At 64.0% G+C, this 23,008-nt stretch carries 23 protein-coding genes; 14 read left to right on the top strand and 9 right to left on the bottom strand.

Translation table 11 applies throughout. The annotated features are described in order from the left end of the window. The first annotated feature begins 108 nt into the window (after positions 1-108). The 5 genes from E6B08_RS06990 (at position 109) to E6B08_RS06970 (ending at position 5,284) form a co-directional block, all read left to right on the top strand. Positions 109-2,865 carry a response regulator gene (locus E6B08_RS06990; protein WP_136913355.1) on the top strand — a complete coding sequence of 919 codons (2,757 nt, stop codon included), beginning with the start codon at positions 109-111 and terminating at the stop codon, positions 2,863-2,865. Between the two features lie 181 nt (positions 2,866-3,046). After that, positions 3,047-4,036 (top strand): 2-hydroxyacid dehydrogenase, encoded by a 990-nt coding sequence (locus tag E6B08_RS06985; RefSeq protein WP_136913354.1) that lies wholly within the window; start codon positions 3,047-3,049, stop codon positions 4,034-4,036. 31 nt (positions 4,037-4,067) lie between these two features. After that, entirely contained in the window at positions 4,068-4,505 is a 438-nt protein-coding gene (locus E6B08_RS06980) for a hypothetical protein (RefSeq protein WP_136913353.1), read from the top strand. Beyond that, positions 4,502-4,906, top strand: coding sequence for an META domain-containing protein (locus tag E6B08_RS06975; protein WP_136913352.1), 405 nt, complete (start codon positions 4,502-4,504; stop codon positions 4,904-4,906). The genes E6B08_RS06980 and E6B08_RS06975 overlap by 4 nt, the downstream gene beginning before the upstream one ends. Before the next feature lie 147 nt (positions 4,907-5,053). Then, on the top strand, positions 5,054-5,284 hold the full coding sequence (locus E6B08_RS06970) for a ubiquitin-like protein (RefSeq protein WP_136913351.1): 231 nt from the start codon (positions 5,054-5,056) through the stop codon (positions 5,282-5,284). A 23-nt stretch (positions 5,285-5,307) separates the two neighbouring features. On the opposite strand, the gene E6B08_RS06965 is transcribed toward E6B08_RS06970, so the two are convergent. Then, a complete protein-coding gene (locus tag E6B08_RS06965) occupies positions 5,308-5,772 on the bottom strand; it encodes a TlpA disulfide reductase family protein (protein ID WP_133331749.1) in 465 nt (154 codons plus the stop codon). An 85-nt stretch (positions 5,773-5,857) separates the two neighbouring features. Between E6B08_RS06965 and arsC the strand changes: the two genes are divergently transcribed. The 3 genes from arsC to E6B08_RS06950 are packed head-to-tail and all read left to right on the top strand — an operon-like array spanning position 5,858 to position 7,219. Then, on the top strand, positions 5,858-6,211 hold the full coding sequence (gene arsC, locus E6B08_RS06960; protein ID WP_136913350.1) for an arsenate reductase (glutaredoxin): 354 nt from the start codon (positions 5,858-5,860) through the stop codon (positions 6,209-6,211). Next, positions 6,208-6,813 carry an NAD(P)H:quinone oxidoreductase gene (wrbA, locus tag E6B08_RS06955; RefSeq protein WP_136913349.1) on the top strand — a complete coding sequence of 202 codons (606 nt, stop codon included), beginning with the start codon at positions 6,208-6,210 and terminating at the stop codon, positions 6,811-6,813. Before arsC ends, wrbA begins: the two co-directional genes overlap by 4 nt. Then, on the top strand, positions 6,806-7,219 hold the full coding sequence (locus tag E6B08_RS06950) for a DUF2069 domain-containing protein (RefSeq protein ID WP_136913348.1): 414 nt from the start codon (positions 6,806-6,808) through the stop codon (positions 7,217-7,219). Before wrbA ends, E6B08_RS06950 begins: the two co-directional genes overlap by 8 nt. Positions 7,220-7,351: 132 nt before the next feature. On the opposite strand, the gene E6B08_RS06945 is transcribed toward E6B08_RS06950, so the two are convergent. Both E6B08_RS06945 and ttcA read right to left on the bottom strand, forming a co-directional pair. Further along, positions 7,352-8,023 carry a DNA-3-methyladenine glycosylase I gene (locus tag E6B08_RS06945; RefSeq protein WP_136913347.1) on the bottom strand — a complete coding sequence of 224 codons (672 nt, stop codon included), beginning with the start codon at positions 8,021-8,023 and terminating at the stop codon, positions 7,352-7,354. A 4-nt stretch (positions 8,024-8,027) separates the two neighbouring features. Continuing rightward, the gene (gene ttcA, locus E6B08_RS06940) at positions 8,028-8,852 is read right to left on the bottom strand and encodes a tRNA 2-thiocytidine(32) synthetase TtcA (protein WP_136913346.1); all 825 of its coding nucleotides are present in this window, start codon (positions 8,850-8,852) and stop codon (positions 8,028-8,030) included. 262 nt (positions 8,853-9,114) lie between these two features. Here ttcA and E6B08_RS06935 point away from each other — a divergent pair, with 262 nt between their 5' ends. Next, positions 9,115-9,714, top strand: a complete 600-nt coding sequence (locus E6B08_RS06935; RefSeq protein WP_136913345.1) for a Yip1 family protein — start codon at positions 9,115-9,117, stop codon at positions 9,712-9,714. 143 nt (positions 9,715-9,857) lie between these two features. Next, the gene (locus E6B08_RS06930; protein ID WP_136913344.1) at positions 9,858-10,352 is read left to right on the top strand and encodes a SprT family zinc-dependent metalloprotease; all 495 of its coding nucleotides are present in this window, start codon (positions 9,858-9,860) and stop codon (positions 10,350-10,352) included. A gap of 72 nt (positions 10,353-10,424) precedes the next feature. Here the strand turns inward: E6B08_RS06930 and E6B08_RS06925 are convergent, their stop codons facing one another. The 4 genes from E6B08_RS06925 to E6B08_RS06910 form a co-directional block, all read right to left on the bottom strand. After that, complete coding sequence (locus E6B08_RS06925; protein WP_136913343.1) at positions 10,425-11,747, bottom strand: dicarboxylate/amino acid:cation symporter; 1,323 nt, start codon at positions 11,745-11,747, stop codon at positions 10,425-10,427. A 331-nt stretch (positions 11,748-12,078) separates the two neighbouring features. Then, positions 12,079-13,425, bottom strand: coding sequence for an ATP-binding protein (locus tag E6B08_RS06920; RefSeq protein WP_136913342.1), 1,347 nt, complete (start codon positions 13,423-13,425; stop codon positions 12,079-12,081). Next, on the bottom strand, positions 13,422-14,099 hold the full coding sequence (locus tag E6B08_RS06915; RefSeq protein ID WP_136913341.1) for a response regulator: 678 nt from the start codon (positions 14,097-14,099) through the stop codon (positions 13,422-13,424). Before E6B08_RS06915 ends, E6B08_RS06920 begins: the two co-directional genes overlap by 4 nt. An 87-nt stretch (positions 14,100-14,186) precedes the next feature. After that, entirely contained in the window at positions 14,187-14,792 is a 606-nt protein-coding gene (locus E6B08_RS06910; protein ID WP_136913340.1) for an outer membrane beta-barrel protein, read from the bottom strand. Positions 14,793-14,928: 136 nt separating this feature from the next. Between E6B08_RS06910 and E6B08_RS06905 the strand changes: the two genes are divergently transcribed. After that, the gene (locus E6B08_RS06905) at positions 14,929-15,720 is read left to right on the top strand and encodes a dienelactone hydrolase family protein (protein ID WP_136913339.1); all 792 of its coding nucleotides are present in this window, start codon (positions 14,929-14,931) and stop codon (positions 15,718-15,720) included. Positions 15,721-15,925: 205 nt separating this feature from the next. Continuing rightward, positions 15,926-16,627 (top strand): 4'-phosphopantetheinyl transferase family protein, encoded by a 702-nt coding sequence (locus tag E6B08_RS06900; RefSeq protein WP_136913338.1) that lies wholly within the window; start codon positions 15,926-15,928, stop codon positions 16,625-16,627. A 2-nt stretch (positions 16,628-16,629) separates the two neighbouring features. Here the strand turns inward: E6B08_RS06900 and E6B08_RS06895 are convergent, their stop codons facing one another. Together E6B08_RS06895 and E6B08_RS06890 are read right to left on the bottom strand one after the other, a co-directional pair. Continuing rightward, entirely contained in the window at positions 16,630-18,237 is a 1,608-nt protein-coding gene (locus E6B08_RS06895) for an ATP-binding protein (RefSeq protein WP_136913337.1), read from the bottom strand. After that, positions 18,234-18,932 (bottom strand): response regulator transcription factor, encoded by a 699-nt coding sequence (locus E6B08_RS06890; protein WP_136913336.1) that lies wholly within the window; start codon positions 18,930-18,932, stop codon positions 18,234-18,236. Before E6B08_RS06890 ends, E6B08_RS06895 begins: the two co-directional genes overlap by 4 nt. Before the next feature lie 767 nt (positions 18,933-19,699). Between E6B08_RS06890 and E6B08_RS06880 the strand changes: the two genes are divergently transcribed. Further along, on the top strand, positions 19,700-22,579 hold the full coding sequence (locus tag E6B08_RS06880) for a ribonucleoside-diphosphate reductase subunit alpha (RefSeq protein WP_136913334.1): 2,880 nt from the start codon (positions 19,700-19,702) through the stop codon (positions 22,577-22,579). Between the two features lie 162 nt (positions 22,580-22,741). Continuing rightward, positions 22,742-22,873: a hypothetical protein gene (locus tag E6B08_RS31290; RefSeq protein ID WP_265411738.1), complete on the top strand. Its 132-nt coding sequence runs from the start codon at positions 22,742-22,744 to the stop codon at positions 22,871-22,873. The last annotated feature ends 135 nt before the right edge of the window (positions 22,874-23,008 follow it).

The raw sequence follows: 23,008 nt of genomic DNA, 5'->3' as shown, positions 1-23,008 counted from the left end.
CGAGAAACGATATGAAATACAAATGAGTGCATTACATCGGCGAGCGGAGTAACTTTCCGCTTTGATCCGCCACGCAGGCGGTGTGCAGGCACATGACAGGAGACAGGTGTGCTCGATCGTTGGGGAATCAGAAGCCGGGTCATGCTGCTGGCCTTGCTGCCCGCCAGCCTGATGGCTTTGGTACTGGGCAGCTATTTCACCTGGCTGCAGCAAAGCGAGCTGCGCACCCAGTTGCTGCAGCGCGGCAAGATGATCGCCGAGCAGTTGGCGCCATTGGCCGCCCCTGCCCTGGCCCGCAGTGCCGGCACGCAGCTCGAACGCATTGCCGCGCAGACCCTGGAACAGGCCGACGTGCGCGCGGTGGCGTTCCTCGCCCCGGACCGCACGCGCCTGGCCCACGCCGGCCCGAGCATGCTCAACCAGGCGCCCAGTGGCGGCACCGGCACGCAATTGCTGCAACGCAGCGGCAACGATGCCACGCGTTACCTGATGCCGGTATTCGGCCACCACCGCGACCTGGCGACCGATGCCGTTCCCGCCGAAGCCGAGCGCTTGCTCGGTTGGGTCGAGATCGAGCTGTCCCACGACGGCACCCTGCTGCGCGGCTACCGCAACCTGTTCACCAGCCTGTTGCTGATTCTCGTCTGCCTGGCCTTGAGCGGCTTGCTGGCGCTGCGCATGAGCCGGGCGATCAACGATCCGATTGCGCGCATCAAGCATGCGGTCAACCAGCTCAAGGACGGCCACCTCGAAGAGCGCCTGCCGACGCTGGGCAGCCATGAACTGGACGAGTTGGCCGGCGGCATCAACCGCATGGCCGAAACCTTGCACAGTGCCCACGAGGAACTGCAGCACAGCATCGACCAGGCCACCGAGGACGTACGCCAGAACCTCGAGACCATCGAGATCCAGAACATCGAGCTGGACATGGCGCGCAAGGAAGCCCTGGAAGCCAGCCGCATCAAGTCGGAGTTCCTGGCCAACATGAGCCACGAGATCCGCACGCCGCTCAACGGCATCCTCGGCTTCACCCATCTCTTGCAGAAAAGCGAGATGACGCCGCGTCAGCTCGATTACCTGGGCACCATCGAAAAGTCCGCCGACAACCTGCTGGGAATCATCAACGAGATCCTCGACTTCTCCAAGATCGAGGCCGGCAAGCTGGTGCTCGACAGCATTCCGTTCAACCTGCGCGACCTGATTCAGGACACCCTGACCATCCTCGCCCCGGCCGCGCATGCCAAGCAGCTCGAACTGCTCAGCCTGATCTACCGCGACACCCCGACCTCGCTGATCGGCGACCCGCTGCGGCTCAAGCAGATCCTCACCAACCTGGTCAGCAATGCCATCAAGTTCACCCGCGAGGGCACCATCGTCGTGCGCGCCATGCTCGAGGATGAGCAGGAAGACAGCGCACAGTTGCGCATCAGCGTGCAGGACACCGGTATCGGCCTGTCGCCGCAAGACGTGCGCACGCTGTTCCAGGCCTTCAGCCAGGCCGACAACTCGCTGGCACGCCAGCCTGGCGGCACGGGCCTGGGCCTGGTGATCTCCAAGCGCCTGATCGAACAGATGGGCGGCGAGATCGGTGTCGACAGCACGCCGGGCGAAGGCTCGCAATTCTGGATCAGCCTGAACCTGCCCAAGGCCCTCGACGACATCGAAGAGCGCCCGCTGCAACCCTTGCTGGGGATGCGCGCGGCCATCGTCGACAGCCATGAGCTGGCACGCCAGGCGCTGGAGCACCAACTCGAGGACTGCGGCCTGAGCGTCAGCCTGTTCGGCTCGTTCGAGCAACTGCTGCAAGCGGTCCAGGCCGCAAGCCAGGCTGGCCAGCCTTTCGACTTCGCGGTGCTGGGCGCCAACCTGGGCAACCTGTCGCCCGAGCAATTGGGCCAATACCACCAGAAACTCGAACGCCACCATTGCCAATGCGTGGTGCTCTGCCCCACCACCGAGCAGGCGCTGTACCACCCCTACCTGCCCAATGGCCACGGCCAGCTGCTGTCCAAGCCCAGTTGCACGCGCAAACTGCGCCGGCTGCTGCTGGAACTGGTGCAGCCGCGTCGTCCGCTGGGCGAAGCGGGCAAAGTCAGCGGCCAGCAGGCGCCGAAGATCCTCTGCGTCGACGACAACGCCGCCAACCTGCTGTTGGTCAAGACCCTACTCGAAGACCTCGGCGCCGAGGTGTTGGCGGTGGACAACGGCCAGGCCGCGGTCCAGGCCGTGCAGGACGAACCGTTCGACCTGGTGCTGATGGACGTGCAGATGCCGGGCATGGACGGGCGCGCCTGCACCGAACAGATCCGCTTATGGGAAAACACCCGCAGCGCCAGCCCGCTGCCGATCGTCGCCCTCACCGCCCACGCCATGGCCAACGAGAAACGCGCCTTGCTGCACAGCGGCATGGACGACTACCTGACCAAGCCGATCAGCGAGCGGCAACTGGCCCAGGTGGTGATGAAATGGACCGGCATGAGCCTGGGTACGTCTACGCCGGACCTGCTCAGCGAGCAGCAGGGCGAGGCGCACGAACTGCCGGTGCTCGACCCCGACGAGGGACTGCGCCTGGCTGCCGGCAAGGCGGACCTGGCGGCCGACATGCTGGCCATGTTGCTGGCGTCGCTGCACAGCGACCAACAAGCCATTCGTACCGCCCGCGAGAACGAGGATCGCAACCTGCTGATCGAGCAGGTGCACCGCCTCAATGGTGCCACGCGCTATTGCGGTGTACCCCAGCTGCGCGCCGCCTGCCAGCGTAGCGAGACCTTGCTCAAGCAGGAGAACCCGCAGGCGCAACAGGCGCTGGACGAACTGGATGCGGCGATCGACCGGTTGGCCGAACAGGCGCGTCTAAGCGCCTGAAGTGGCGGGCTGCGAAGCCTCTGTGGGAGCGGCCTCGTGTCGCGAAAGGGCCGCGACGCGGCCCGGCAATAGCTATAGCGCAACTGATATCGTGGGGCCGCGCTGCGGCCCCTTCGCGACACAAGGCCGCTCCCACACCTGGTCGCGGCGTTCCTGAATCTCATGCTCGAGGAGTTTCACCATGCGCGCCCTGTTGTTCAGCAGCCAGCACTACGACCAGGAAACCTTCACCCAGGCCGCCAGCGACCGCGCCCTGGACCTGCACTTCCAATCGGCCCGCCTGACCCTCGACACCGCCGCCCTGGCCCAAGGCTACGAGGTGGTGTGCGCCTTCATCAACGACGAACTGGACGCGCCGGTACTGGAACGCCTGGCCGCCGGTGGCACCCAGCTGATCGCCCTGCGCTCGGCCGGCTACAACCATGTCGACCTGGTGGCCGCGCAGCGCCTGGGCCTGGCCGTGGTGCGGGTGCCAGCCTACTCGCCACACGCCGTGGCCGAACACGCCGTGGCGCTGATCCTGGCCCTGAACCGGCGCCTGCACCGCGCCTACAACCGCACCCGCGAAGGCGACTTCACCCTGCACGGGCTGACCGGCTTCGACCTGCATGGCAAGACCGTGGGCGTGGTCGGCACCGGCCAGATCGGCGTGGCCTTCGCCCGCATCATGGCCGGCTTCGGCTGCCAGTTGCAGGCCTACGACCCCTACCCCAATCCCGAGCTGCTGGCCCTCGGCGCGCGTTACCTGGAACTGCCCGAGCTGCTGCGCCAGTCCAGGATCATCAGCCTGCACTGCCCGCTGACCGAGCAGACCAAGCACCTGATCAACGCCCGCAGCCTGGCCGAGCTGCAGCCTGGCGCGATGTTGATCAACACCGGGCGTGGCGCGCTGGTCGACACGCCGGCACTGATCGACGCGCTGAAAAGCGGTCAGCTTGGCTACCTCGGCCTGGATGTCTATGAAGAGGAAGCGCAGTTGTTTTTCGAGGACCGCTCGGACCTGCCCCTGCAGGACGATGTCCTGGCCCGGCTGCTGACCTTCCCCAATGTGATCGTCACCGCGCACCAGGCGTTTCTCACCCGCGAAGCGCTGGACGCGATCGCCGCCACCACGCTCGACAACATCATCCGCTGGGCGGCGGGTAATCCGCAGAATCTGGTCACGGGTTGATGCTAGGATACGCGGCATTTCTGGAGGACCCATGGTCGAGCACGATTTCCGTTACACCCTCTTCAACCCGCAACACACCCTGATCGAGTGCCGTGCACTGGTGCCGGGCCGCTACCAGGTCACCGGCAATGGCGGCTCGATGCACAAGGGCGACGTCCTGCTGGTCACCCTCAAGGGCAGCAAGGACCTGGCCATGCGCCTGACCGTGGAAAGCGTGCGCCACCTGATCAACCCACGCGGTCAGTGGGTCGCCGTGGCCACGGGCCCTGTGTTCAACGAACTGGAGATCCTCAACTGGCAGGTCGCCTGTGACCGCTGCGAGGCGCTGCTGGACTTCGAGTTCGCCGTCGACGCCAAGCTCGGGAAAAAAGCCCGCCAGCCGGCCGCGACCGCACGCATCGCCGAACTGGGCTGGGCCAGCCAGGGCGAGAAGCACCTATGCCCGCGTTGCCAGGAGAGCGCCGAGTGAAGAATGTGCTGACCGGCGTGCTGATCGCCACCGGCCTGCTAGGCTGCGCGGCTGAACCCTCCAAGCTGCAGCAGGAGCGCAGCTATGTGCTGGAGTGGATCGGCGAACGGCCGTTGATCGACTACAGCCACCTGACCCTGACCTTGGCCAGCGATGGCCGGGCGTACGGCAATGCCGGCTGCAACCACTGGTTCGCGCCCTACACCCTGGACGGCGAGCACCTGAGCTTCGGCAAGGTCGGCAAGACCCGCAAGCTCTGCGCCCCAGCGTTGATGGAACAGGAAGCGCGCTTCCTCCAGGCGTTGGAGACGGTGCAGCGCTGGGATGTGTCGCCAGTCGAGCAGCTGCGTTTCTGGCCGGCCGAGGGCAAGCCGTTGCGGTTCTGGCCTGAGGAAGGCTGAGCCGCTCGCTTGAACGTGGCCGATCATGCAAGCTCGGCAATGGGCTGACACCGCGATCAAGCCAAGGAATACCTGACAGTTTTGCCAGTTGCTGGAGAGCAACAGCAGGTTGATAGTTGTTGCTCATTCATCGATAGGTGCACTGACATGAAGATCTTCGTGTCGACACTCACCGGTAAGACCTTCACAGTTGAAGTCGAGCCTGGTGACAAGGTTGAGGACGTCAAGGCGAAAATCGAGGACCAAGAAGGCATTCCGCCAGATCAGCAGCGGCTCATTTATGCTGATAAGCAGCTTGAAGATGGAAGGACTCTCTTTGATTACAACATTCAGAGAGAGTCGACTCTTGAGTTGGTACTGAGGCTGCGCGGAGGTTAGTCCAATCCCTCAGGCCCACGAGATCAGGCGCCTTTGAGTGCCTTGATCTTCGCCTGCAGCCCTTCCAGGGTCTGCTCGCCCATCAGTTGCTCACGCACCTTGCCCTTGTCATCGATGATGTAGGTCACCGGCAGCGCCTCGCTGCGCGGCAGGTCGTAGCGCTCGGCCGGGTCCTGGGCGAGCACGGTGAAGCCGATGCCCAGGGTGTCGGCAGCCTGTTTCAGGTCCTGGCCCTGCAAGCCATCGAAGTTCACCCCCACCACCTTGATGCCCTGCCCCTCCCACTGCTTGGCTGCGGTGTTCAGTTCGGGAATTTCGGTCCGGCACGGGCCGCACCATTCCGCCCAGTAGTTGAGCACCAGCCAGTGCCCGTCGATCTGTTCGGCCTTTACCGTGTTGCCGTGCTGGTCCACGCCGTAGTCGGCACCGCAACCACCGAGCAACAGGCTCGCGGTGATGGCCAATACTGCTGCCAAACGCCTTGCCATGGGTCAATCCTTCTCGAAGTTTCAAGCGAAAGGGTCAGTCGCAATGGTTAGAATAGCCGCCACACCCCGCTGGATGCGAACCGACATGACCGACCTTACGCTCTATCATAACCCGCGCTGCTCCAAATCCCGCGGCGCCCTGGAACTGCTCGAAGCCCGTGGCCTGGCGCCGACCATCGTGCGTTATCTCGATACCCCACCCGACGCCGCCACCCTCAAGGCGCTGCTCGGTAAGCTGGGCATCGCTGCGCGCCAGTTGCTGCGCACCGGCGAAGACGAATACAAGGCACTGAACCTAGCCGACCCGGCGCTGAGCGATGCGCAACTGATCGCTGCCATGGTCGAACACCCCAAGCTCATCGAGCGCCCCATCCTGGTGGCCGGTGACAAGGCCGTGATCGGTCGTCCGCCGGAGAAAGTCCTGGAGCTTCTGCCATGAGCGAGCCGTACATCCTGGTGCTGTATTACAGCCGTCACGGCTCGACCAGCGAAATGGCCCGGCACATCGCCCGCGGCGTCGAAATGGCCGGCCTGGAAGCGCGCCTGCGCACCGTGCCGGCGATTTCCACCGAGTGCGAAGCGGTCGCGCCGGACATCCCGGCCAGCGGCGCGCTGTACGCCACCCTCGACGATTTGCGCCACTGCGCCGGCCTGGTGCTGGGCAGCCCGACTCGCTTCGGCAACATGGCCGCGCCGCTCAAGTACTTCCTCGATGGCACCAGCAGCCTGTGGCTGGGTGGTGAGCTGGTGGGCAAGCCGGCCGGGGTATTCACCTCCACCGCCAGCCTGCACGGCGGCCAGGAAACCACCCTGCTGTCGATGATGCTGCCGCTGATGCACCACGGCATGCTGGTGATGGGCCTGCCGTACAGCGAGTCGGCCTTGCTCGAGACCCGCGGCGGTGGCACCCCGTATGGCGCCAGCCATCATGCCGGCGCCGACGGCAAACGCGAACTCGACCCGCACGAGATCGCCCTGTGCCGCGCCCTTGGCCAACGCCTTGCCAGCACTGCCAAGGCCCTGGAGGCCCAACGTGGCTAGAAAGCCCAAGGTGTTGCCGACACTGCAGTGGCTGGTGCCGCGCCTGCGCCTGACCCGGGCGCTGAGCCTGGCATTTTTCCTCGGTCTGGTCGCCCTGCTGGTGGTGAACAACCTGTGGTTCGCCAACCTGCACGGTGCACGGGTCGAGGTGATCCTGGCGATCGAGCTGGTGCCCTTGCTGTTGCTGCTACCCGGGATGCTGCTGGGCAGTGCCCGGGCACATGCCTGGACCTGCTTCGTGGTGAACATCTACTTCATCAAGGGCGTGCTGGCGGCGTTCGACCCGGCTCGGGCGGTGTTCGGCTGGGTCGAGGTGCTGGTCAGCCTGGGGTTGTTCGTCAGCGGGCTGCTGTACACGCGCTGGAAGTTTCAGTTCGAACGGCGCGTGGCGGGCGAAGGGCGTTAGTTTCTTCGCGGGCGAGTCGGGGCGCCGAGCCGCCGCTCCCACAGGATTTGCACCGCCATTGAACCTTGTGGAGTCACAGTGGGAGCGGCGGTTCGGCGCCGCGACTTGCCCGCGAAGAGGACGCCACAGGACTCAATGGTTGACGGTATGCGCCAGCATCACCGACAACTGGCACAGCGGTCGTCCGCTTTGCTCGTGCCACTGGTTGAACGCTTGCTGCACCAGGGCCAGGTCGCGCTGACTGGTCGGCTGCTTGTCGATCACCTTCTGTGCAATCAACGCCGCCGCCATGTCCTCGGTAGGGATGAACGTATCCTTGCCGACCATGCGCAGGAAACGCGGCGCCGACAATCCACCCAGCTGGTTGCCATGCTTGGCCAGGTACTTCCACAGGCCGACGATATCGGTCACCGGCCAGTCGGCGATGAACGCGCCGAAGCTGCCCTTCTGCCTGGTCACGTCGAGGATCATCTGGGCATTGCGCGGTACGCTCTTGAGCTTGCCCAGGTGGCGGATGATGCGCTCGTCCTGCATCAACCTCTCCAGGTGCTCGGCGCCCATCAACACCACTTTCTCCGGATCGAAGCCAAAGAACACCTGCTCGAACGCCGGCCACTTGGCATCCACCAGGCTGTGCTTGAGCCCGGCGCGGAACACGCGCCGGGCCAGGGTCGACAGGTAGCGATCATCGCTGATGTCGCGCAACTGCGCCGGAGTGTGCGGCTGCGGCAGGAAGGCCTCGAGGGCCTGGGCCGAGCCGAAGCGGTTCAGGCAGTATTCATGCAGCCACTGGTAATCGCGCATGGGCTCAGATGTTCAGCACGTCGAGGAAGCGCGGGGTGGCGCTCTCGTCGATCTTCAGGCTGGTGAAGTCGAACAGGTTGCGGTCGGCGAGCTGCGACGGCGCCACGTTCTGCAGGGCGCGGAAGATGCTTTCGGTACGCCCCGGGTGCTTGCGCTCCCACTCCACCAGCATGTCCTTGACCACCTGGCGCTGCAGGTTTTCCTGCGAGCCGCAGAGGTTGCACGGGATGATCGGGAATTCCTTCATGTCCGAGTAGGCCTGGATGTCCTTCTCGCTGCAGTACGCCAGCGGGCGGATCACCACGTTGCGACCATCGTCGGCACGCAGCTTCGGCGGCATGCCCTTGAGCGAACCGTTGAAGAACATGTTGAGGAAGAAGGTCTCGACGATGTCGTCGCGGTGGTGCCCAAGCGCCATCTTGGTCGCGCCGATCTCGTCGGCGAAGGTGTACAGGGTGCCGCGACGCAGGCGCGAGCACAGCGAGCAGGTGGTCTTGCCCTCTGGCACCAGTTCCTTGACTACCGAGTAGGTGTCCTTCTCGACGATGTGATACTCGACACCCAGTTCCTTCAGGTACGCCGGCAGCACGTGCTCGGGGAAGCCCGGCTGCTTCTGGTCCATGTTCACCGCGACGATGTCGAACGTGATCGGCGCCACCTTCTGCAGGTGCAACAGAACGTCGAGCATGGTGTAGCTGTCCTTGCCGCCGGACAGGCAGACCATGACCTTGTCGCCATCCTCGATCATGTTGTAGTCGGTGATGGCTTCGCCGGCGAGACGACGCAGGCGTTTTTGCAGTTTGTTCTGGTTGACCGAGAGGGTGCCCATAGCGCTTGGATCCGCGAGGTGTGACAAAAGGCGGGTATTTTACGCACAAACGGCGCGATGCTGTAGGCATTCCGTCAAAGACTTCAAGGGAATCAGCCCGGGCATTGACAGCGCAATTTGCTCTAAAAAGCCGGGTTTGTGCAGGGTACGGCTTCCTATACTGCGTCATAAGGCCACATTACCGCTTGCATCGGTGTCCTGGCCTCGGGCCGCTTGCGCTCCATGTGGGGGGCGATTGGCAACACTGAGAGGAGTGACCGGCATGATTCATCACGTAGTGGGGCTGTTTACCCATCCGGATCAGGAGTGGCGGGAAATCCGTGGCGAGGAAGAAAGCATCAGCCACATGTACCTGACCCATACTTTGATTTTGGCGGCGATCCCTGCCGTTTCGGCGTTTATCGGCACAACCCAGGTCGGCTGGGTGATCGGCGGTCGGCCAGCGGTGATGCTGACCATGGAAAGCGCGCTATGGATGAGCATCATGTCCTACCTGGCGATGCTCGCCGGGGTAGCGGTGATGGGGGCGTTCATCCACTGGATGGCGCGCACCTACGACGCAACCCCGTCCATGGCCCAATGCGTCGCCTTCGCCACCTACACCGCCACCCCGCTGTTTCTCGGCGGCCTGGCGGCGCTGTACCCGCACCTGTGGCTGGGCATGATGGTCGGTACTGCGGCCATCTGCTACACCGTCTACCTGTTGTATGTCGGCTTGCCGACCTTCATGAACATTCCATCGGATGAAGGCTTCCTGTTCTCAAGCTCCGTGCTGGCAGTGGGGCTGGTGGTACTGGTGGCGATCATGGCCGCGACCGTGATCATCTGGGGACTGGGCGTGGGGCCCGTCTACACCAACTAGCTGCACATCAGAACAGATCGACCGACACCGGAGCATCAAGCCAGGGGCCGCTGCAAAGCGGCCTTTGCCTGTGCGCTGACAAGCGGCTCGGCAGGTTGAAGGGGCTTGCGGCATAATTGCCGTTCGAGGAGAACCACCCTGCCATGCCCGAGCTGCTCAAGCAACGCGTCGAAACCTGTTACCAACAAGCCGAAACCTTCTTCAAACGCCCCTTCCCGCGCCCGGAAATCAGCTTCAAGCTGCGCGGCCAGAAGGCCGGCGTCGCCCACCTGCACGAAAACCTGCTGCGCTTCAACCTGCAGCTGTACCGCGAAAACCAGGAAGACTTCCTGCGCCAGACGGTTGCCCACGAAGTGGCGCACCTGGTCGCCCACCAACTGTTCGGCGACCGTATCCAGGCCCATGGCGAGGAATGGCAACTGATCATGCGCGGCGTCTACGAACTGCCGCCCAACCGCTGCCACAACTATGAAGTGCAGCGGCGCGTGGTGACCCGCTACATCTATCGCTGCCCGTGCCCGGAGAGCGATTTCCCGTTCACCGCGCAGCGCCACAAGCTGGTGCGCCAGGGGCGCCGCTACCTGTGCCGGCGGTGTCGGGAGATATTGGTGTACAGCGGTGAGACCCGCTTCGAGTGATCGGGCCTCTGCAAGATTCACAGGCATGAAAAAGGCGACCCGAGGGTCGCCTTGTTCATTGCAGCATCACGATCAGCGAACCGGAGTCTCGGCGACACCCAGGTCATCGGTCGGTGCATTCAGCTCCAGCGGCGCGCCACCGGAAGCCAGCTCCGAGGCCAGCTTGTCGTTGTCCATCTCTTTCACCCACTTGGCCACCACCACGGTGGCGACGGCGTTGCCGACCAGGTTGGTCAGGGCGCGGGCTTCGGACATGAAGCGGTCGATGCCGAGGATCAGCGCCAGGCCGGCAACCGGCAGGTGGCCGACGGCCGACAGGGTGGCGGCCAGCACGATGAAGCCCGAACCGGTTACGCCGGCAGCACCTTTGGACGCGACCAGCAGCACCAGCAGCAGGGTGATCTGGTGGGTGATGTCCATGTGCGTGTCGGTGGCCTGGGCGATGAACACCGCAGCCATGGTCAGGTAGATCGAGGTACCGTCGAGGTTGAACGAGTAGCCGGTCGGGATCACCAGGCCAACCACCGATTTCTTCGCGCCCAGGCGCTCCATCTTGGCCAGCATGCGCGGCAGGGCCGATTCCGACGAGGACGTACCCAGTACGATCAGCAGTTCTTCACGGATGTAGCGGATCAGCTTGAGTACGCTGAAGCCGTGGGCACGGCAGATACCGCCCAGCACCACCAGCACGAACAGCAGGCAGGTGATGTAGAAGCAGGCCATCAGGTAGCCCAGTTGCACCAGCGAACCCACGCCGTACTGGCCGATGGTGAAGGCCATGGCACCGAAGGCACCGACCGGGGCCAGCTTCATGATCATGTTGATGATGTTGAACATGACATGGGCGAAGCGGTCGATCAGGTCCAGCACCGGCTTGCCGTAGCTGCCCAGGCGGTGCAGGGCGAAGCCGAACAGCACCGAGAACATCAGCACTTGCAGGATGTCGCCGTTGGCGAAGGCGCCGACCACGGTGTTGGGGATGACGTTGAGCAGGAAGCCGACGGTGGTCTGCTGCGCGCCGGCGGCGGCATAGGCGGCCACGCTGCTGGCGTTCAGGGTGCTGACGTCGATGTGCATGCCGGCGCCCGGCTGGACCACGTTGACCACGACCAGGCCGATGATCAGGGCGACGGTGGAGACGATTTCGAAGTACAGCAGCGCGTAGCCGCCGGTCTTGCCGACCGACTTCATGCTCTGCATGCCAGCGATGCCGCTGACCACGGTACAGAAGATGATGGGCGCGATGACCATCTTGATCAGTTTGACGAAACCATCACCCAGCGGTTTCAGGGCGACGCCGGTTTCGGGGTAGAAGTGGCCAAGCAGGATGCCGATGGTGATGGCGACCAACACCTGGACATACAGGGATTTGTACAGCGGCTGACGAGTCGTCATGGCTAATTTTTCCTCAAGTGTGCCGGGTTCACCCTTCCCAGGGTGGCGGCACCTGAATCGCTAACCCCCCTGCACCTGGGGAGATTTGTCGTTGTGTTCGAGCTGCCTTCGCAGGCCTCTGTCCAGACTGATAGCAAGGGCGATGCCAAAATGCCCAGCGAGGGTGCAGAGGCCGTGTTTACAAGGGAAAAATGCCCTGGGACGGGGCGATTTGCTTGAGGAATGATGGCGGATTTCCGCCCGATGGCGGGATTTGTACAGGGGGGCTGGCGGGAATCCGCCTGGCAGGTGTTCAGCCTGTACCGGCGAAAGGGCCGGCACAGGCTACGCATCAATCCAGATGAAAGGTGATGCGGAAAGCCGCCCCACCCAGCGGCGAATCCTCCAGGCTCAACTGGGCGTCGTAGCTCTCGACGATGTCCTTGACCACCGCCAGGCCGATACCCTGCCCCGGATGCTGCCGGTCCAGCCGCTCGCCGCGCTCGAGAATCCGCTCGCGTTGGTCGACCGGCACGCCTGGCCCGTCATCCTCCACCGCCAGCACCATCCGGCCCGGCGCTTGTTCCAGGCTCACGCGGACCTGCCCCAGGCACAGTCGATAGGCGTTTTCCAGAAGGTTACCGAGCAATTCCAGCAACGCGCCCTGCTCCATCGGCACCTGGGCCTGCTGCGGCACCTCGATATCCACCCGCACCTGCTTGTCACGGTAGACCTTGGTCAGCGTGCTGCACAGGCTGTCCAGCACGGGTCGCAATTGCACCGAATGACGCACCAACCCGCTTTTGCGCAAGCTGGCGCGCTGGAGTTGGTAATCGATCTGTTGGCTCATGCGCTCGATCTGGGTCTGCAGTACCCGTGCCTGCTCGCGTTCGCCGTTGCGCTGGACCATGCTTTCACCCACCCCTTGCAACACTGCAAGGGGGGTTTTCAGGCTGTGCGCCAGGTCGCCAAGCGAGTCCCGGTAGCGCTGGCGCTGTTCGCGCTCACTGCGCAGCAGGCGGTTCAGCGAACCGGTAAGACGTAGCAATTCACGCGGGTGCTCGCGGCTCAGCCCGTCGCGGGCCCCGGTCTCGACCTCGTCCAGTTCCAGGCTGAGCCGGCGCAACGAACGCAGCGCCCAGGTCAGGCCGGCCCAGAGCAGCGCCAGCAAGGTCAGCAAGGCCGCGCCAAAGCCCAGGTAGAGGTCTTCGCGCAGGCCATCGAGGGTGTGTTCGTACTCCCGCACCGGCTGCAGGGCGACGATGCTGTAGGCCGCGCTTTGCCCGCCGAGCAGCTTGACCTCGACGTCATAGACGAAGAATTCCTCGCCATCGTCCTGGTGAATACGGGCGAACTCGTTGCCGCGCCCATCGTAGCGGGGGCGGTAGTTGATGTGCTTGTCGACGGTGGCCTTGGAACGCCACACCAGTTGCCCGTCACGGTCGAAGATGTAGCCGAGCAGGCCGGTGTACGGCAGGTTGTAGCGCTCGTCCGGCAGTGTGTCGGGCATCTGCAGATGGGCCTGCTCGATGCGCGCCGCGGAGATCAAGGTGGTCACGTCCGAGGCCAGGCGCTGCTCGATCGACTCCTGCAAGGCCAGGCTGAAGGCCTTCTGCAGGGCCGGCAGCATGGCCAGCATGAACAGCAAGGCCAGCACGGTGCCGGCCAGCATCAGGCGTACCCGCAGCGAGCGGATCATCGGCAGCGCTCGGTGAACAGGTAGCCCAGGCCACGCACGGTGTCGATCGGCTTGAAGCCATGCTCGCCCTCAAGCTTGCGCCGCAGGCGGCCGACCAGCACCTCTATGACATTGGGATCACGCTCCTCGTCGTCGGGGTAGAGCTGCTCCATCAGGCGATCCTTGGCCACCACCTGCTGGTGATGACGCATGAGGTATTCGAGGATGCGGTATTCGTAGGCGGTCAGCGCCAGCGGTTGCTCTTCCAGGGTCGCCTGCTTGCGGTTGAGGTCCAGTACCAGGGGGCCGGCGGCGATGGTCGATTGGGTGAAGCCGCTGGAGCGGCGCAACAGGGCGTTCAGGCGCGCCTCCAGCTCTTCGAACTGGAAGGGCTTGACCAGGTAGTCGTCGGCGCCGGCGGCCAGGCCTTCGACCTTGTCCTGCCAGTTGCCGCGGGCAGTGAGGATGAGGATGGGGAAGGTCTTGTCCTGGCTGCGCAGTCGGCCGATCAATTCCAGGCCACTCATGCCGGGCAGGCCCAGGTCGATCACGGCCAGGTCGAAATGGTACTGCTCGGCCTGGTACAACGCTTCCTCGGCGTCACCCACGGCCTGGACCACGTGGCCGCTTTCGCCCAGGCGGGTGTAGAGGTGATGGCGTAGCAGGGCTTCGTCCTCGACCACCAGCAGTTTCATGTGCGGCTCCTTGTTTGGTAGCAGATCTGAGGCCCTATTGCCGGCAAGCCGGCGATAGGGCCTGTACAGGTTACCCTGTGAATCGAGTCAGAACTTGTAGTTGGCCGACAGGTAGGTCTGCGCGCTGCTGTGCAAGCGCAGGGTGCCAGCCTTGGGCCCGCCATGCTCGCCCACTTCGGTGGCGGCGTTGGTGCGCAGGTAACGATAGCCCAGCTCGACCGAGGCTTTGTCGGTGAGTTCCTGGATCACGCCGGCCTGCAGGCCCACCGCATAACCGTAGTCCTTGTCGCGGCTCATGCCGGGCGAGTCCTGGGTCATCTTGGTGAGACCGGCGGAACCGCCGCCGAACAGTTTGGTGGTGTCGCCAACCGGCAAGAACATATCGTAGCTGCCGAGCAGGTTTTCCTGGCGCAGCTTAAGTCCGCTGTGGTCGCCGGAGACGTTGTCGTAGGTCATGTAGTAGCGGCGTTCTTCGTTGATCTTACCGACCCGCACGCCCCAGGTATCGTCCTTGCCGATGATACCGTCGGCATTGAGGTGGTCGGTGTTGCGCTGCAGCAGCCCGGATTTCTTCACTTTGTCGCTGGTCTGGCCGTAGGTCACGCTGGCGAAGTTTTCGTCGGCGGCCTGGACAGTGGTGATACCTGCGGCGCAAACGGCCAGGGCGGCGATCAGGGAAGGAAGGGTTTTCATGGTTTGACACTCCGTAGTGGGCGTTGCCTGTGTGTGAAGCTAGAGTAAGGAAGGCCCCCTGAACCGTGGCTGAACCCTGGCTGAACCTTGGCTGAACGACTTGAACGCCGACTTTTCCCGAACATGGAGCGTAAACATGCGTGCCCTGCTGGCCCTGACCCTGATGTGCCTCGCCACGCTCGCCCAGGCGGCGGTGCAGACCCGCGAAATCCGCTACCAGGACGCCGACGGCAATGCCCTGATCGGCTACTACGCCTACGACGACGCCGTGGAGGGCAAGCGCCCCGGCATCGTCGTGGTGCATGAATGGTGGGGGCTGAACGACTACGCCAAGCGCCGCGCCCGCGATCTCGCCGCGCTCGGCTACAACGCGCTGGCCATCGACATGTACGGTGACGGCAAGAACACCGAGCACCCTGCCGATGCCAAGGCGTTCATGATGGAAGCGACCAAGGATCCGCAGGCAGCGGCCAAGCGCTTCGAAGCAGGGCTGGAGCTGCTCAAGCTGCAACCGAACATCAACAAGCATCAGCTGGGCGCGGTGGGCTACTGCTTTGGCGGCAAGGTCGTGCTCGATGCCGCGCGGCGTGGGGACAAGCTCGACGGCGTGGTGAGTTTCCATGGGCCACTGGCCACTCAGTCGCCGGCCAAGCCTGGCGTAGTGCGGGCAAAAATCCTGGTGGAGCATGGCGCAGCCGACAGCATGGTGCCCGAACAACAGGTCGCAGCGTTCAAGGCAGAGATGGATGCAGCCAAGGCCGACTATGAGTTCGTCAGCCTGCCTGGAGCCAAGCACGGCTTCACCAACCCGGATTCCGACCGTTTGCGCCATGGCAAGCACGGCGGACCGGACATCGGCTACAACAAGGAAGCGGACGAGAAGTCCTGGGCGGACATGCAGGCATTCTTCAAGAAGGCGTTCGACTGAGCCCGACAGGCCACGCCAAAACGGTGCGAGCGGATTTGTATTGTGGGAGCGGCCTTGTGTCGCGATTGGGGCGCGCAGCGGCCCCAGAACATGAGTAGCGCCCTGCCAGTGCCGGGCCGCTGCGCGCCCCACTCGCGACACAAGGCCGCTCCCACCTGGTTTCAGTGACTCCCACGCTGTCCGTTTGGCTGGCACAATACCCGCCATGAACACACTCCCCGCTTGCTGTTCCCCGCTCCAGCATCATTGGCCATTGCCCCAGCCACTGCCCGGCGCGGTGCTGGTCAGTTGTGCCTTCGATCCGGCAAACCTGGCCGCCGACGACTTCCAGCGCGCCGGCATCACCCCCAGCGCCAGCCTGCAACGCTCGGTGGCCAAGCGCCAGGCCGAGTACCTGGCCGGTCGCGTCTGCGCCCGCGCCGCCCTGCAGCGCCTGGATGGCCGCGACTACGTGCCGGGCACCCACGAGGACCGCTCGCCGATCTGGCCGACGGGTATCCACGGCTCGATCACCCATGGCAAGGGCTGGGCCGCCGCCGTGGTCGCCGCCGACGGCAGTTGCCGGGGCCTGGGCCTGGACCAGGAGGCATTGCTGGACGACGATCGTGCCGAGCGGCTGCTGGGTGAAATCCTCACCCCGGCGGAGGTCGAGCGCCTGGACCGCAAGCAGATGGGCCTGGTCGTCACCCTCACCTTCTCGCTCAAGGAGAGCCTGTTCAAGGCGCTGTATCCGCTGACCCGACAACGCTTCTACTTCGAACATGCCGAGGTGCTGGCGTGGTCCGCAGACGGCCAGGCGCACCTGCGCCTGCTCACCGACCTATCGACCGAATGGCGCCACGGCGCCGAGTTGCAGGCCCAGTTCAGCCTGCACGACGGCCATCTGCTCAGCCTGGTCAGCGTCTAGGCCTACTGCGGCGCCTGCTCGCGGGGCCAATCGAGGCTGAAACAGGCGCCACCGAGCTCGGGACTGCGTCCCACCGAGGCGCGGCCAGCGTGCCAATAGATGATCCGCCGCACGATCGACAGACCCAGGCCGTGCCCACCGGAGGCGCGGGTGCGGCTGTCGTCGAGGCGGGTGAAGGGGGTGAAAATCCGATCCCAGACCCCTTCGGGAATGCCCGGGCCATCGTCCTCCACGTCAATCCGGCAGCGTTGCTGGCCTAATTGGTAGCTCAGGCGCACTTCGCTGCGGGCGTGGCGCAGGGCGTTGCTCACCAGGTTCTGCAAGGCCCGGTGCAGGTAGCGTGGTTCGGCCTCGACCCAGGCTGGCTCGCTGCCCTGGGCCTGGCAACTGCCGCGCAGCAGCCGGACCTCGACATTCAGCGGTGCCAGCTCGTCGATCACCCGGTCGAACAACACATCGAGGTCGACCCGTTCGAACTCAAGTGCCGGCGCGCCTTGCTCCAGGCGGGCATAGGTGAGCATCTCGTCGACCAGCCGGTCGAGATCCTGGATATCGCCATCCATGCCGGCCAGGTGCTTGGCCCGCGCTTGCTCGGTCGGCGCGCTTTCGATCATCTCCAGGCCAAAGCGCAACCGCGCCACCGGTGTGCGCAACTCGTGGGAAACCGCCCGCACCAGTTCGCGCTGCATGTTCAACGAGCGCTGCAGGTGCTCGGCCATGCCGTTGAACGCCGCAGCCAGGCGCCCCACCGAGTCGGCATCGGCAGCCGGCACGCGGGTGTCGAGGCTGCCTTGGGCAATCCGCGTGGCGGCGACTTCCAGGCCCGACACGCGCCGCTCCAACTGGCGTACCAACAAGTACACCACCAGGCCGATCAAACACAGTCCGAGAAAGGTGATGAGGATCAACAACTGCGGTGGGTAGGGATTGAGTTGATGCAGCGGCCCGATCTCCAGCACCCAGGGCGAGCCCGGAACACCCGCGAACACGCGAATGGCATCGCCGTCCGGGCCCAACGCCATGACCGTGTCGCCCTCCTCCACCCGGCGCCGCTGGTCATCGTCCAGACCGACCCGCTCCAACCGCTGGAGGGCCACGCCGAAACCAAAACCCTTGCTCTGGCGGATGTCCGCCAGGCGTTGCTGCTGTTCGGTCACCGGGTAACGCACCAGCTCGTCGGTCAGCAAGTACAGGGTGGCGCGCGCCAACTGCTCGCTCACCTGCTTGATCTGCGCCACCAGCAACAGATCCTGCTGGCCGACCTTGCGCAGCACCTGCGCGGCATGCGGCCCGGTCTGCTCCACCACCACCAGGCCACGATACAGCCGCGCACGCTGGACGCCATCGAGACTACGCGCCGACATCGGCTGCAGCGCCAGGGGCACGCCGAGCAGGCGCTCCCAGATCAGCAGCGAGCGCTTGCGCTCGGTGTCATCCTGCTGCGCCAGGTTGTCGGCCATCAGGCTGAAAGTGCCCTGGGCCAGGCGCTCGCGGTGTTGGGCAGCGCGTACCTCGTTGACCAGGTGCAGGCTGAGCACGCCCAACAGCGCCACCAGCACCAGCACGGCGAGCATGCCGCCATAGATGCGCAGGAAGATCGAGTTGTTCATGGGGCATCGCCGACGAACAGGTAGCCTTTGCTGCGCAATGTCTTGATCAGCCGCGGATGATCTGGATCGTCGCCGATGCGGGGGCGAATGCGCGAGATCCTCACGTCGATGGAGCGGTCCTGGCCGTCATAGCCGACGCCGCGCAGCGAGGTGAAGATCTGCTCGCGCGAAAGCACCTTGCCGGCGTTGCTGGCCAGCAGCCAGAGCAGGTCGAATTCAGCCCCGGTCAGCTCGATCGGTTGCTCGCCCAGCCAGGCCTCGCGTAGGCGGTTGTCGATGCGCAGCGCACCGAAGGCCAGAGCCTGGCCTTTGCCTTGGGCGGGCTCGCTGCGCCGCAGCAGGGCCTGGATGCGCGCCAGCAACAGGCGTGGGCGCACCGGCTTGCAGACGTAGTCGTCGGCGCCCAGGTCCAGTCCCTGAACCTGATCGAGTTCGTCGCTGCGGGCGGTGAGCATGAGGATGGGGCCTGGGTATTGGCCGCGGACCCGCCGGCAGATGCTCAGACCGTCTTCGCCGGGAAGCATCAGGTCGAGCACCACCAGGTCGGGCTGGCTGTCGAGGATCCGGCGCACGGCGCGGGCGCCATCGTGCTCGATGGCCACATCGAAGGCGTTGGCCTGCAGGTATTCGGCGGTGAGTTCGGCCAGGCGAGGGTCGTCTTCGACGATGAGGATGCGGGGTGCGGGGTGCGCCATGGCTTCGTGCCTTTTGTTGTTCTACTGCCGGTGCTGGCCCCTTCGCGGGTAAACCCGCTCCTACAGGATGATCACCGCCCGCTGGGAACGGCGCAGTACCTGTAGGAGCGGGTTTACCCGCGAAGGGGCCAGCACAAGCAACGATGATCGTTAACCAAAGAGCAATATCTGCCCAGGATACTAAGGGCTGCCCAGGGCACTGCCAAGCCGCCGGACGGTCCCCTCGACTGAACCGTTTTTTGTGATAGGGTTCGCGCCCGAAAAAAACTGCCTCGGGGCGGCGACGCAGAGAAAAATAGTGCAAACCTCTTGGTATAAGGCCTACAGCGAATACCCACCCTTCACTCACAAAGTACGCACAAGTTATCCACAGGCGATCGCCTTGCAAAGCCCCCGAGACCGCATTATCTTGTATCCCTATCGCAGCGAACCACTAGATATTGGGTTTGGCTCACAATCGCCAACACCAGCCAGCGGAGAAATTCAAGCGAAATTTCTCGCAGGTTTTACGTGGTTCCATCAGCCAAACCGCTCCAGCGGAAGCATTGAGAGCAACAGCTTTTGGTCGTGGACCAACAGCATTTGACTTCGGCCAGGGAGCGGCAGGTTTTTTGCCCCTTATTCCTGATCTGTCCCGAAGTCGGTACGCCCGAGCGGGCGGATGCGCGTGCATGTCGCATCCCCCAGCGGGCCATCGAGCAAGTGGACGGAACGGTGGGCGCGCAAAACGCGCCTGAACAATATAGAAACTGTGGAGACACCCACCCATGCAAACCGACACAACTCGCGAGAACTCGCAGGCCAAGGTGCCGCAGGCCGCCGATGCCAACCAGGATCTGGCTGCCACCGCCCCTGGCCAACTGCGCGTGATCAAGCGCAACGGCACGGTCGTCCCCTACACCGACGACAAGATCACCGTGGCCATCACCAAGGCGTTCCTCGCAGTTGAAGGTGGCACCGCCGCCGCCTCGTCGCGCATCCACGATACCGTTGCGCGCCTGACCGAGCAGGTCACTGCCACGTTCAAGCGCCGCATGCCATCGGGTGGCACCATCCACATCGAAGAAATCCAGGACCAGGTCGAACTGGCCCTGATGCGCGCCGGCGAGCAGAAGGTCGCCCGCGACTACGTGATCTACCGCGACCAGCGTGCGAAAGAGCGCGCCACCCGCGCTCACACCGACGCCGTTGTCGAGCCGCACCCAAGCATCCGCATTACCCTGGCCGACGGCAGCCTGGCGCCGCTCGACATGGCGCGCCTGAACACCATCATCAGCGAAGCCTGCGAAGGCCTGGCCGAAGTCGATGGCGACCTGATCCAGCGCGAAACCCTGAAGAACCTGTACGACGGCGTGGCCGTGAAGGACGTCAACACCGCCCTGGTGATGACCGCCCGTACCCTGGTAGAGCGCGAGCCGAACTACTCGTTCGTCACCGCCCGCCTGCTGATGGACACCCTGCGCGCCGAAGGCCTGGGCTTCCTGGGCGTGGCCGACAGCGCCACTCACCACGAGATGGCCGACCTGTACGCCAAGGCCCTGCCGGCCTACGTCGCCAAGGGTATCGAGTTCGAACTGCTGAACCCGGAACTGGCCAACTTCGACCTGGAAAAACTGGGCAAGGCCATCGACCACGAGCGTGACCAGCAATTCACCTACCTGGGCCTGCAGACCCTGTACGACCGCTACTTCATCCACAAGGATGGCGTGCGCTTCGAACTGCCGCAGGTGTTCTTCATGCGTGTGGCCATGGGCCTGGCGCTGGAAGAAAAGGACAAGGAAGCCCGTGCGATCGAGTTCTACAACCTGTTGTCGTCCTTCGACTACATGGCCTCGACCCCGACCCTGTTCAACGCCGGTACCCTGCGCCCGCAGCTGTCGAGCTGCTACCTGACCACCGTTCCGGACGACCTGTCGGGCATCTACCACGCGATCCACGACAACGCCATGCTGTCGAAATTCGCCGGTGGCCTGGGCAACGACTGGACCCCTGTACGTGCACTGGGCTCCTACATCAAGGGCACCAACGGCAAGTCCCAGGGCGTCGTGCCGTTCCTCAAAGTGGTCAACGACACCGCCGTCGCGGTCAACCAGGGTGGCAAGCGCAAGGGCGCTGTCTGTGCCTACCTGGAAACCTGGCACCTGGACATCGAAGAGTTCATCGAGCTGCGCAAGAACACCGGTGACGATCGTCGTCGTACCCACGACATGAACACCGCCAACTGGATCCCTGACCTGTTCATGAAGCGCGTCTTCGACGACGGCAAGTGGACCCTGTTCTCGCCATCGGAAGTGCCAGACCTGCACGACCTGACCGGCAAGGCCTTCGAAGAGCGCTACGAGTACTACGAAGCCCTGACCGAGTACAACAAGATCAAGGTGTTCAAGACCATCCAGGCCAAAGACCTGTGGCGCAAGATGCTGTCGATGCTGTTCGAGACCGGCCACCCATGGCTGACCTTCAAGGACCCGTGCAACCTGCGTTCGCCGCAGCAGCACGTGGGCGTGGTCCACAGCTCGAACCTGTGCACCGAGATCACCTTGAACACCAACAAGGACGAGATCGCGGTCTGCAACCTGGGCTCGATCAACCTGCCGAACCACATTGTCGACGGCAAGCTGGACACCGCCAAGCTGCAACGCACCGTGAACACCGCCGTGCGCATGCTCGACAACGTGATCGACATCAACTACTACTCGGTGCCGCAAGCGCGTAACTCGAACTTCAAGCACCGTCCGGTCGGCCTCGGCATCATGGGCTTCCAGGATGCGCTGTACCTGCAGCACATCCCGTACGGCTCAGACGCTGCCGTCGAGTTCGCCGACAAGTCGATGGAAGCGGTCAGCTACTTCGCCATCCAGGCTTCCTGCGACCTGGCCGACGAGCGCGGTGCGTACGAGACCTTCCAGGGTTCGCTGTGGTCCAAGGGCATCCTGCCGCTGGATTCGCAACAGATCCTGATCGAGGCCCGTGGCCAGAAGTACATCGACGTCAACCTGGAAGAGACCCTGGACTGGGCGCCGGTACGTGCCCGCGTGCAGAAAGGTATTCGTAACTCGAACATCATGGCCATCGCGCCGACCGCGACCATCGCCAACATCACCGGCGTGTCGCAGTCCATCGAGCCGACCTACCAGAACCTGTACGTGAAATCGAACCTGTCGGGCGAGTTCACGGTGATCAACCCGTACCTGGTCCGCGACCTGAAGGCCCGTGGCCTGTGGGACTCGGTCATGATCAACGACCTGAAGTACTACGACGGTTCGGTTCAGCAGATCGAGCGTATCCCGCAAGAGCTGAAGGACCTGTACGCTACCGCGTTCGAAGTCGAGACCAAGTGGATCGTCGATGCCGCCTCGCGTCGCCAGAAGTGGATCGACCAGGCCCAGTCGCTGAACCTGTACATCGCCGGCGCCTCGGGCAAGAAGCTGGACGTGACCTACCGCATGGCCTGGTACCGTGGTCTGAAGACCACCTACTACCTCCGTGCCCTGGCCGCGACCAGCACCGAGAAGTCGACCATCAACACCGGCAAGCTCAACGCCGTTTCCAGCGGTGGCGACAGCGCCCCGGTCCAGGCAGCCGGCCCTGCGCCAGTGCCGAAGGCCTGCGCGATCGACGAGCCTGACTGCGAAGCCTGCCAGTAAGGCCTGATGCCGCGCGGGGTGCCCACGGGCGCCCCGCGCGGCATTTTTGTATCCGTGTCACCGAGAGGCCTTACCCCCTGCGTTGCACCCTGGGTATTGGGTAAAAGAGCACGACCGGCGCCGTCCTGGCACCGGCCTGATCATTACCCTGAGGGCGTTCACATGGCTCGGAAAAAACCCGCGACACGCAAGATTGGCCGCAACGCCGAAACCGGCCGTTTCACCACGGTCGAAGAGGCGCGCAAGCATCCTCGGACCCATGTGGTCGAGACACTGCGCAAGCGCTGCAATTAGGCGCCCATCGCCGGCAAGCCGGCTCCTACAGGTACCCCAGTGCGCCGAGGTACCTGTAGGAGCCGGCTTGCCGGCGACTACGCTTGAAAAACACAACATCTAGTGCACTAAAAATATTCCACCGCAACATGTGGT

Origin of the sequence: Pseudomonas putida, from assembly GCF_005080685.1 — a bacterium.
GTDB classification, from domain to species: domain Bacteria; phylum Pseudomonadota; class Gammaproteobacteria; order Pseudomonadales; family Pseudomonadaceae; genus Aquipseudomonas; species Aquipseudomonas putida_V.
Note: the sequence above shows the minus strand (reverse complement) of the source record. Positions and strands in the feature narration are given on the sequence as shown.